The 11,692-nt window shown below is 41.8% G+C and carries 8 protein-coding genes; 7 read left to right on the top strand and 1 reads right to left on the bottom strand.

Annotated features, from left to right (window positions below):
* Window positions 1-11: 11 nt before the first annotated feature.
* Entirely contained in the window at window positions 12-293 is a 282-nt protein-coding gene (locus ED557_09660) for a hypothetical protein (GenBank protein RNC84026.1), read from the bottom strand.
* Between ED557_09660 and ED557_09665 the strand changes: the two genes are divergently transcribed.
* The 7 genes from ED557_09665 to ED557_09695 form a co-directional block, all read left to right on the top strand.
* Window positions 278-658, top strand: coding sequence for a hypothetical protein (locus ED557_09665; protein ID RNC84027.1), 381 nt, complete (start codon window positions 278-280; stop codon window positions 656-658). The two genes, ED557_09660 and ED557_09665, sit on opposite strands and share 16 nt — an antisense overlap.
* A gap of 54 nt (window positions 659-712) precedes the next feature.
* On the top strand, window positions 713-2,200 hold the full coding sequence (locus ED557_09670; GenBank protein ID RNC84028.1) for an AAA family ATPase: 1,488 nt from the start codon (window positions 713-715) through the stop codon (window positions 2,198-2,200).
* A gap of 129 nt (window positions 2,201-2,329) precedes the next feature.
* A complete protein-coding gene (locus ED557_09675) occupies window positions 2,330-4,708 on the top strand; it encodes a choice-of-anchor B family protein (protein RNC84029.1) in 2,379 nt (792 codons plus the stop codon).
* A 246-nt stretch (window positions 4,709-4,954) separates the two neighbouring features.
* Entirely contained in the window at window positions 4,955-5,977 is a 1,023-nt protein-coding gene (locus ED557_09680; GenBank protein ID RNC84050.1) for a YncE family protein, read from the top strand.
* Between the two features lie 4 nt (window positions 5,978-5,981).
* Window positions 5,982-7,802, top strand: coding sequence for a VCBS repeat-containing protein (locus tag ED557_09685; GenBank protein ID RNC84030.1), 1,821 nt, complete (start codon window positions 5,982-5,984; stop codon window positions 7,800-7,802).
* 139 nt (window positions 7,803-7,941) lie between these two features.
* Window positions 7,942-9,072: a 4-hydroxyphenylpyruvate dioxygenase gene (hppD, locus tag ED557_09690; GenBank protein ID RNC84031.1), complete on the top strand. Its 1,131-nt coding sequence runs from the start codon at window positions 7,942-7,944 to the stop codon at window positions 9,070-9,072.
* Between the two features lie 481 nt (window positions 9,073-9,553).
* The coding region (locus tag ED557_09695) for a hypothetical protein (protein RNC84032.1) at window positions 9,554-11,692 on the top strand (2,139 nt) is incomplete at its 3' end.

The following is an 11,692-nucleotide window of genomic DNA, read 5'->3' on the forward strand; positions in this document are numbered from 1 at the left end:
AGTAAGAATATTCAACAAGGAATAAAGAGGTAAGAAGTTCCGGGTAACCACATCTCTTCTTTATCTCCTTTTACGTCATCCCGCACTTGATACTGAATCAAGTTCAGCACATGTTGCGGGATCTGTGATAAGACAGACTTTGAAAAAGCAAGGAGTAACAACCAAGAGAAATCTTTTACAGATCCCGGGTCTACCCCCGGATGACATGAGAAAGGTTTTATAGTATTTATTGGAAGGAAAAAGTTTATTCTGTTTCTTTCGAAAAAACCTACAAATTTTGAAATTATCAGCAAGCCACGGAAAAAAATTTTCCGACCCCACTAATGAACAGATCAATCATGCTATTGATGATATAGAGGACAAAAACGGCAGCTTTGTAATTCTGGATACTAACAATGGATTCATACAATGTGCCGGAGAGTTACCGGATAAACTAATTGTTGAGTATCAAATAGATGGAAAGCATTTTCAATCGGTTTCTCAATCTCTAATGGCTCACCAAGTAAAAGATATCTTTAAACAGTTTCTCCTAGGCGAAACTGCATTCAAAGAGAACTATAGCTGGAAAGAAATTGAATTGACAGGATCGAGTGGCTCTGGATGCACTCCTATTCTAATGGTTGGAATTATTCTTTTGGGCATTCTTATTAGCTTTTGATATCCCAAGCCTGGAGCATTTATATGTAAAGCATCGAAAATTTTTCCACGCAAAATGAATGATCAAATACTGAACGAGATATCCGTTCTTCTTAAGTCCCATTATCACGTCATTAATATTGAAACCATTGATGATGACCGTGCTGAAGCAATCGCCAAAGAGATTTCAGACCTGATTCAGATACCCTTTTATATATGGTCTGTACACCGGGGGCTATTTAATTATACAGAGCGGGACGTTCACCCGGATACCGAAGACGTGTTCAATTTATTGTCACATATCAGTGGTTCCACTTCAGAAGGGATTTATTTATTGAGGGGCTTCAAACCTTTTCTTGATGATATAAAAGTAAATACTCACTTAATCAGTCTGGTTGATCGGCTCGAAAATGACCGAAGCGCTTTATTCTTTACCGGAAAAGATGCCCAATTAGAAGATCCCCTTCGTTCACATGTAGCTTCCATCAAATTGCCCCTTCCTTCTGAAGACGACTTTGTTGTGCTATTAAAGCAGATCTATACAGATTTAAAACGAAAAGAACGCATCGAGATAAATATTTCTAAGCCTGATTTGGACAAACTCATTATGAACCTGAGGGGCCTCACTCTTTTTGAAGCCAAGAAAATATTGACCATGATTATGGTTGAAGATGGTACACTTACTAAGGATGATATTCAGGTTGTCATAGATTCTAAAAAGAAGCTAATCGAGAAAGAAGGCCTTCTGGAATATTATACTGCTGAGGAGAGCTTTGGTGATATCGCTGCTCTTGACGGGTTAAAGGATTGGCTAAAAAAACGTCAGATTTTTGTGGAAAAACCGGATCAGGCGAAAAAAGCAGGGTTAATATTTCCAAAAGGCATCCTTTTATTGGGTGTGCCCGGAACCGGAAAAAGCTTGTGTGCAAAAGCAGTCTCTAAAGAATGGGGATTACCTTTATTGAAAATGGATCCTGCAAAATTATACAGTAAATATATTGGGGAAACGGAGAGCAAGTTCAATAAGGCGATGGAGATTTCAGAGAAAATGTCCCCGCTTATCTTGTGGATTGATGAAATAGAAAAAGCTTTTGCAAGCGGAGGTGATGCCGATGGCGGGCTATCTCAGCGTGTAATTGGCAGCTTCCTTTCCTGGATGCAGGAGCGCAAAGGAGACGTTTTTGTAATCGCTACCGCAAATGATGTAGAAAAATTACCGCCCGAGTTTTTAAGAAAGGGCAGGTTTGATGAAATCTTTTTTGTGGATTTGCCTGACTATGAAGCCAGAAAATCTATTCTGGATATACATATGAAAAGAAGGGAAATGGCTCTGAACCTCTTAAATCTAGAAAGATTAGCAGAGCTTACCGAAGGATTTAGTGGCGCAGAACTGGAACAAGTACTTATTGGGGCTCTTTATTCTTCATTCTCCAATAAAACTGAAATTACCCAGGAAGATATAGAAGAGGAAATCAGGAGCACCTACCCATTGTCACAAACCTTTGAACATAAAATCCAGACGCTAAGAGAGTGGGCAAAGACCCGAACTGTTTCCGCAAATTGACCGCTTAATCGATACGTGGTTTTTTCTTATCAACTTTTAAAAAAAATTACACTTGTAACTAGTATAATCTATTCTGGGTAGCTTCTAGTATATTCAACCCGCAAACTTTTAAATAAATACAACCAATCCATGAAACGCATTTCAATTTTATTCTACACGTTTTTCATTGCGTTGACTGTTCAATTTGCTTTTGCACAAACCACTCCAGATGGGGTACTATCGCAAATGCAAGGGTTTGGACAGGCAGTTGAAATTTCAAACGGAAACGTATTCATCGGGGAACCTAATAATATTCACATTCCCGGGGCTGTGTACATCTTTACCAAAGATGGAGACAACTGGATACAAAGCAATATGATCAAAGCCGAAGATGGAGATATCGGTGATAGCTTTGGATCATCATTATCTGCAAACGGAAACTTGTTAATGGTTGGCGCGCCTGACAGAAACGACGGTGAGGGCGGTGCTTATATTTTTGCGCAAGCAAATGATGGTACCTGGTCTCAATTAACCATGTTTACAGTTGCTTCAGATTCTGCCATTAGTTCGGCAGGTTCCGATGTAGCTTTAGGCAATGGCTATGCTTTTGTTGGTATTCCTTCTCTAGGTACCGGAGCTGTAGTAGTTTACAAAGAAGATGACGGAAACTGGTTACAGGATACCATCATTATGAATCCCGATACTGCTGAAGCTGACTTCGGTAGTGCCATAGATATAGATGGCATGAACCTTCTGATAGGTGCCCCAACCGAAGATGGCGGAGCAGCTTTTGTATATTCTATGGACGAAGAGAATAACTGGGCGCTTAGTGGTACTCTTAAATACAACTCGCTTACAGAAGAAAGTCGTTTCGCCAGCGAAGTTGCAATCATGGGAGACTTAGCTGTCATCGGTGCTTACCGAAATAATTCTATTGGAACTGCTTTCTTGTATCGCCAAACAGAAGGTAGCTGGGCTCCAGCAGGGCAATTAGCTGCTTTTGATCAAAATCTACGCAACTCGTTTGGATATTCCATAGCTATTGCTGAAAACGAAGTATTAGTTGGTGCTGTAAACGCGAATGCCGGAACTGGTGCTATTTATCGTTTCCCAATGGATGAAGATGGAAACTGGACTGGTTCAAGCAGGCTTGAAAGTTCAGGTCAGCAGCCCGGAGATTTCTTAGGAGCTTCGCTTGCTGCAGACGGAGGTGTTGTTGTTACCGGTTTAATTGGTGGCGATTTCCGGGCTGGTAAAGCTGCAATTTTAGAATTGGACGAAGATGGAAACTGGATGACCTCCAATGTTGTAATCAGTGAACCAATTGGTCTATTAGATCCTGTTACAGAAGGGAAAGTTGATTGCGATGCTGGTGCGGCTGGAATATTTGGCTGTGAGCAGGTTAACCTAATCTCGTTCCTTCCAACAAGAGATGTTGGTGGCGATCGTGGAGTAAGACTTAATGATATCTGGGGATGGGAAGATCCTGAAACAGGTAAGGAGTATGCACTGGTAGGCCGTTCAGAAGGAACTTCGTTTGTTGACCTTAGCGACCCTTCAAACCCCGTTTATGTTGCAAACTTACCTATGACTGAAGGTGCTCGTGCAAATGTTTGGCGCGATATTAAAGTATATAAAGATCACGCGTACATCGTTGCTGACGGAGCTGGCCAACATGGAATGCAAGTTGTGGACCTAACAAAATTACGTGCATTTGATGGAGAACCATTATTGCTTGAAGAAGACTTCGTATACGACAATGTAGCTAGTGCACATAATGTGGTAATTAATGAGGAAACGGGTTTTGCATACATCGTTGGTGCCAGAGGTGGAGGAACCACTTGTGGTGGTGGCCTGCACATGGTAAATATCCAGGATCCTAAAAACCCAGAGTTTGCGGGCTGCTTTGCCGATCCTTCAACTGGGCGTAGTGGAACAGGATATTCTCACGATGCGCAGTGTGTAGTCTATAATGGGCCGGATGAGGAGCACAGTGGCAAAGAAATTTGTGTTGGTGCCAACGAAACCGCCATTAGTGTTGCTGATGTAACCGATAAGGAAAACCCAATTGCCCTTTCTACAGGGTCATATCCTGATTTCGGGTACGTTCATCAGGGTTGGTTTACTGATGATCATAGGTATTTCTATCAGAACGATGAATTGGATGAGTTAATGGGAACCGTTGAGCAAACCCGTACTATCATCTGGGATTTAAGTGATTTGGATGATCCACAAGTTCTGGCTCAATTCTTAAATGACAATGCTTCTTCAGATCACAACCTGTACATCAAAGACAACCTGATGTACCAATCAAACTATGTGAGTGGGCTTCAGGTATTTGATATCAGTGATGCAGCAAACCCTGAAAAGGTGGCTTATTTTGACACCTTTCCATTCACGGAAGATGCAGCAGGCTTCAGCGGAACCTGGAGTAACTACCCATACTTTAAAAGCGGTGTAGTAATTATGACTAGTGGAACGGAAGGTCTATTTGTTCTGGAAACAACACCGGAACTCATCAACCGTTAATTTTTGAATCATTGATTAATGGCAGTATTTCTGCAAAGCTAATTTGTATGAGATGCTGTCATTACTTGTTATTGGTTAATGGTTATTGGGAAGTTTATTCACCAATAACCATTAACTATTAGACAACTCCTATATTCACCTGCCATGATACTATCCTCACCAAATCGTATTAAAAAAACCATGATCACCCTAATCCTGGCTTTATTTACTTTCTTGGGAAGCAGCCAGGTTTTCAGCCAGGAATTTGTGTATGTATGTAACCAAAACTCAGCTTCTATTTCGGTTATTAATGTATCCTCGCTAGAGGTTGAGACAACTATTGACCTGCAATCTCTTGGGTTTTCTGAAAATGCAAAACCACATCATGCAGCAGTTGAGCCGGATGGATCTTTCTGGTACGTTACTTTAATTGGAGAGAACCGGGTACTAAAATTTAACCGGGAAAATGAATTAGTAGCTCAAACTGAAATGGAAGTACCAGGCTTACTAGCCCTTCACCCTACCAAGGATATTTTGTTTGTAGGTCGCTCAATGAGTGCAGTAAATCCCCCTCAAAGTTTTGGAATGGTCTCTAGAAGCGATATGGCCCTTAATGAAGAGATCGATTTATTTTTTACCCGGCCTCATGCAATAGCAACTACTGCAGATAATAAGCACGTATTTGTTGCAAGCCTGGTTTCCAACCAAATTCTATCCGTTGATACCGAAACCCGTGAGCAAGAATTAATTACTATGGAAGGGATGAATCATGTGTTTGTTAATTTCGCCATTTCTCCAGACCAGACTACCCTGGTTGGAACTACACAAATGACCGGGAAACTATTCGTTTTTGATATCGAAGACCCACTTTCTCCTCAACTTGATAAAGCTATCGATGTAAATGCTCAGCCGTGGCATCCAGTGTATTCACATGACGGAGCTCGTGTATATTTTGGAAATAAAGAGGGTAATTCCATTACCGTGGTGGATATGACTGACCTGACCATTGAAAAAGTAATTGAACATGAAGGTATTGCCCAGCCTCATGGTGCTGCGTTAAGTAGTGGCGATAAGTATCTCTTTGTTACCAATAACAACATGAAAATGATGATGAATATGGGTGGCACAGATCAAAAGAAAGACGATCATAGCGGACATGGCTCTCACTCAAATCATGAAGAGATGGAAATGGCAAAGCCCGGAATGGTTACCGTAGTTGATACAGAAACCCTTGAAGTAGTTAAGGTTATTCCTGTGGGCATGAACCCTACCGGAATCGGAAGCAGATAACCTAATGACCAAAGCTATATCCATACGGGTTGCCCTATGTTCCACTATCGTATTCCTGTCCCTTGCCTGTGGTCCTGCAATAAAAAAATCTCCTTCGGCTGATCAAGTGCCTACTTATACACGCTTCGTTGATCCTTTTCCTGTGTTTTATGGAAATGGAGAGAAAATGGATCATCCTTTTTTAGGAGGATTAAATACGCCCCGACCTCAGTTTTTGGATATTGATGCTGATGGAGATCCAGATCTATTTGTCCAGGAACATACTAACGAGTTAATGTTCTTCGAAAACACAGATCCTGATTCAGACGCACCGCTCACATTCAGAACCGATAAATACCAGAATCTTGATATTGGAGAATGGTTCCGGTTCATAGATATGGATAAGGATGGGGATTTTGATCTGCTTACCGAAAAACCCTTCAGTTATCTCAGCTTTTATCGTAATGAAGGTTCAGCTAAGGAACCAGTCTTTGTATTAGTTGCCGATTCATTAAAAGATGCAGAAGGAAGCCCTATTTTTTCTGACCGGCAAAACATTCCCAATGTTACGGATATCGATTCTGACGGGCTTCTTGATTTGTTTATTGGGAGCCTTGATGGAACCGTAAGCAGGTATGAGTCTATTGGTGATGATGAGAACGGCCTACCAAGGTTTCAGCTTCTTACAACTAGATTTCAGAATATTGAGATTGTCAATGAATTTGGCTCCATGCATGGTGCAAACACCATGACCTTTATGGATATCGACTCTGATGGAGACCAGGATATTTTTTGGGGTGATTTTTTTGAACCAGGGGTACTCCTTCTGGAGAATACAGGGAGTAGTACTAACCCGAATTTCCAACGTCAGCCTCAAAAATTCCCCCCAAATGATCCTGTAGCAACAAGTGGATATAATGCTCCTGCTCTTATCGATTGGGGCAATGACGGAGACTCTGACCTCTTTCTTGGCGTTCTCGGAGGTGCTTTTAATGCAAACCTTACTATAGCTGAGAACTTCTATTTTTACGAGCAGGAAGATAAAGAATTCACCCTTGTTACCCGCCAGTTTCTCAAAATTATCGATATCGGAGATGAAAGCATTCCTGCAGTAGGCGATATAGACGGGGATGGGGATATGGATTTGTTACTGGCAAATAAAATAGATCCCTATGATCTGAAATCTTCCAAGTTATATGGATTTGAAAATCGAGGTGATGTCAATAATCCGGAATTTCATCTTATGGGCACCCTGAACTTACCCGGAGCCTATCACTTTGCCCCGGAACTTGCCGATTTAAATGGTGATGGCCTGGCCGACCTATTGCTCGGTAACTGGAAAGGTCAGGTGGATTTTTTTCCGAATACAGGTAGCAATTTTGGTTCAGTAGTTAATGAGCTGGTTAAACTGCCTCGCGGAAGTAACGCGGTACCAAGAGCTGTAGATATAGATGCCGATGGAGATTTGGATTTAGTGCTCGGTTCATCCGGCGGTGATTTATACCATTTTGAAAATACCGGATCTAAAACAGAGCCTGTGTTTACTTTAAGGGAAGAAACTTTTCAGGGAATAGAAACAAGGCACCGAAGTGCTCCTGCCTTTAACGATATGGATGGAGACGGTGATTTGGATCTGATGATTGGAAGTAAAATCGAAGGGATATTCTATTTTAGAAATGATGGAGATGCTAAGACTCCAAATTTTATTCGGGGGGAAATGCCATTTCCAGTTGCAACCGCTCCCTTAAGCACCCCTCTCTTTGTGGATATTGATGGAGATTCCATTAATGAGTTCTTTGTTGGTACCAGAAGTGGCGGGATGCTTTACTATCACCTTAGGAAGTAAGAACATCGAACGTTCAACATTGAACTTCGAAGTTCCTTATTCGAAGTTCAATGTTAAAAAGCTTAACACAAAAGCTCTTTTATTGAAACCCAGGATCACGTACATTTAGTTGTTATAACAACTAATTATTTAACAGAGAATGTCCATGGAAACCCTAGCCAATCCTGTACTCGATCAAGAACAAGATTTCATGCCGATTCTAGGCACCGATTATGTAGAATTTTATGTTAGCAATGCCAAGCAGGCTGCTCATTTTTATAAATCAGCCTTTGGCTTTAAATCCCTGGCCCATGCCGGGCTTGAAACTGGTCTAAGAGATCGTGAATCCTATGTAGTGGTTCAGGATAAAATCCGGTTGGTACTAACCTCTCCCCTTAAAAGTGGAACCGATATTGGAAGGCACATTGATAAGCACGGTGACGGAGTTAAGGTAATTGCTCTTTGGGTAGATGATGCTACTTATGCCTATGAAGAAGCCGTAAAAAGAGGGGCTGAGTCTTATTTTGTGCCTGTTACTGAAAGCGATGATCACGGAGAAGTAGTTCGTGCGGGTATTCGTACCTATGGAGAAACAGTACATATTTTTGTAGAGCGCAAGAACTATACTGGCGTCTTTTTACCCGGATACAAAGCCTGGGATTCTCAGTATAGCCCCGAACCAATTGGTTTGAAATATGTAGACCACATGGTAGGAAATGTAGAGCTGGGAGCTATGAATAAATGGGTAAAGTGGTATGAAGATGTACTTGGTTTTAAGCAAATACTTTCCTTCGATGATAACGACATATCTACTGAGTACACCGCGCTTATGAGTAAGGTTATGAGTAATGGAAATGGTCGGATTAAATTCCCAATTAATGAACCTGCAGAAGGACTAAAACGATCTCAAATTGACGAATATCTTGACTTCTATGAAGGAGCAGGAGTTCAACACGTAGCAGTAGCTACCGATGATATCATCCATACCGTTACCAGCCTTAAGGAACGAGGCGTTGAGTTTATTACTGTTCCTACTACTTATTATGATGTATTGGAAGAGCGCGTTGGTAAAATTGATGAGCCCATCGACAAACTTAAGGAGTTAGGTATTCTTGTTGACCGTGATGATGAAGGGTATCTGCTCCAGATTTTCACAAGAACGGTGCAAGCACGCCCAACTATGTTCTTCGAAATCATCCAGCGAAAAGGAGCAATTTCTTTTGGAAAGGGTAATTTCAAAGCGCTATTTGAAGCAATTGAAAGGGAACAAGAGATCCGAGGAACCCTCTAAGCCTGTTCTCAGGTCTATTTACATGAGCGTGGTGTACATGATGGAACTATACTCCATCTTTTAGGTTTTCATTGAATAGTACATAAACCTACCTACGTTTATGTTCATGTTTATCTCTAAGAAAAAGCACCATTGAGCTGGTGCTTTTTTATTTTATCTAACTTTCATAAAAATGGACCAACGCTTTAAAAAATCCCCCCAGTTTTTCTTAAAAAGCGGGGTACACAAAATGCCTGGTAAAAAAACAAAGCGTAGCAAAAGAGTACCTTCCATCGAAACTTAGAGACTTTTCCACAATTTCAATTTCATAAATGAGTCTTTCTGAAAGGTCTTTTACAATTTTCTTTTTTGCATAAAAATTTAAGCAGTGTACCTTCTACGAGTATCAGGTTAACACGCAAAAGGACAAGTAGTGTATAAACGGGTTGGAACAATAGTGCTATACGTGCTCTGCTGTATAGGTGTGGTACATAAACAAGCCATGGGCCAGGAAGTAACTCCCGGGTATACCATGGAAAAGTGGACGACCGAAGATGGGCTACCTGTTGATTTTGTTCGTGGCGTACTACAAGACACAGATGGCTATATATGGCTTACCACTCTTGAGGGATTAACACGATTTGATGGCCACTCCTTTGAAACCTTTAACAGCTCAAATACTAACGCATTTCTTAGCTCTAAGGCTACCGAATTTACTTCCCCGATTAACAGCGAATTCTGGTTTAATAATAGTTATGAGGACAGCCTCCGTCTCATTCAATACAAACAGGGTGTGTTTACGCATTATCCCTTTAATCATAAGCCTATCTCACTACTCTCACCTATTACAAATAATAGCAGACTTGAACAATCTGACGATGGTACGTTGTGGGTGGCGGGAGAAAAAAGTCTGTTCAAGTTTGTTGAAGGTCAATTCGTCCATGTTTTTGCGAATGAGATCCAATCTGAAATCTTAAGTATTCAGGTACATGGTTCAACAACCTGGGTGGCTAGCGTTGATGGGTTCTACTCCATTGTTAATGAAGTAGTCACGTTCATAGCACATACCAATGATCGGAAAAGCAACTTTCTGATTGAAGAGAACGGGACCATTTGGGTGGCTGACTATCATCATTTAACCCGTCTAACTAGCAAAGGAACAACCACTTTTTCGCTCCCTCAAGAGCTGTCAGAAAAAGCTATCATCCCAAGATTAGAACAAAGCAAACAATCCCCCGGCGTTATTTTTTTATCAAATAGGGGTAACCGCTTTATTTTTAGAAATCAGCAATTTATTGGGTTATCCAACCACCATACTTCAGATGGAGTTGACCCCGCGATAATTTCTGATTTGAATGGAGCAGAAAATTCCGGCTGGTTTATATTGAATAGCGGCATCTTTTACGAGCATACTCTTGTTGCTGCCTTGGATATAAGCTTTTTACTGCGGCACGCACTGTTCGTTGATGATTACCAGCAAACCTGGGTTGCCACAAAGAAAGGACTCTACAAGTTCAATAAAAACTTATTCCGTGCCTATGACGCCAATACTGGAATAAAAAATATCTACTCTCTTTTTGAAGATCATAAGGGCGCCATTTGGACATCAGCCCGTGGAGGCCCGGTTTTTAAGATACTTGGTGACAGGGTTGAGCAAATCACAGAGGATATGTTTCCAAGAGTACTCTCATCTTATGAAGACCCTGATAGTAACATCTGGATGGGTACTGGCCAGGGCATACAGATTTGGAACAGACGCACGAACTCAATTACTCCATTTCCTACTCCTTTTGACCAGGGCTCCGTACAGGTTCGGGTACTCCGGGAAAATGATCAAGGCAATCTCTGGGTTGGTTCAAGAGCCGGGCTCTATGAATACGCAACCTCTATCGGGCAATGGAAGAATATTCCTATCGAAAACGACACTCCGCTTCGCATAGAGCAACTATTTCAACATGACAATGGGCAGGTTTGGATAGGCACTTATCGTAATGGCTTATACACCTTAAACAATGACCGGCTTGTAGCCTTTAAGGATAATGACCAACTATCTGATGTAAGTATCCGGTCTATATATATGGATGCTGACGGCATTCTTTGGGTTGGGCTAAATGGGGGAGGCCTAAACCGCGTCGAGCTTAATGAAGACGGGGTTTCTGCCAGGTCTGTGACAAAATACTCCCGCGAAAATGGGCTTTTCGGTCTGGTGATCCATAGCATCCTGGAGGATGGGTATGGCCGGATTTGGATGAGCAATAACCAGGGGGTTTTTTGGGTTTCCAAAGATCAGCTAACCAGGGTGGCACGTGGAGACGAAACCCGTATCTATTCAAAAGCCTACCAACAAGAAGACGGCTTGCCCGGAAACGAAGCCAACGGCGGCGCCCAATACTCCGGCCTGGTGGCCAGCGACGGCACTTTTTGGTTTGCCATGTTGGACGGCTTGGCAAGCGTGAACCCTTCTTATGTGCAAGACTTCCCTCTTTCATTCCCTCCTGTAATTGAGGCTATTGTGGCCAGGGATTCTCTATGGACCTCTTTTAACCGGGAAGTAGCTATCCCTAAAGAATCACGGGATATCACGGTTACCTATACCGCTCCCAACTATGCAACAAAGCCCAACGAAGTCCATTTCTCATAC

The sequence above is a fragment of the Balneola sp. genome, assembly GCA_003712055.1.
Lineage (GTDB): Bacteria > Bacteroidota > Rhodothermia > Balneolales > Balneolaceae > RHLJ01.

What these genes read in the sequence shown, in the direction of transcription:
- ED557_09670 (RNC84028.1), top strand. Translation starts at nt 713, where the DNA reads ATGAATGATCAAATACTGAACGAGATATCCGTTCTTCTTAAGTCCCAT.
- ED557_09675 (RNC84029.1), top strand. Translation starts at nt 2,330, where the DNA reads ATGAAACGCATTTCAATTTTATTCTACACGTTTTTCATTGCGTTGACT.
- ED557_09685 (RNC84030.1), top strand. Translation starts at nt 5,982, where the DNA reads ATGACCAAAGCTATATCCATACGGGTTGCCCTATGTTCCACTATCGTA.
- hppD (RNC84031.1), top strand. Translation starts at nt 7,942, where the DNA reads ATGTCCATGGAAACCCTAGCCAATCCTGTACTCGATCAAGAACAAGAT.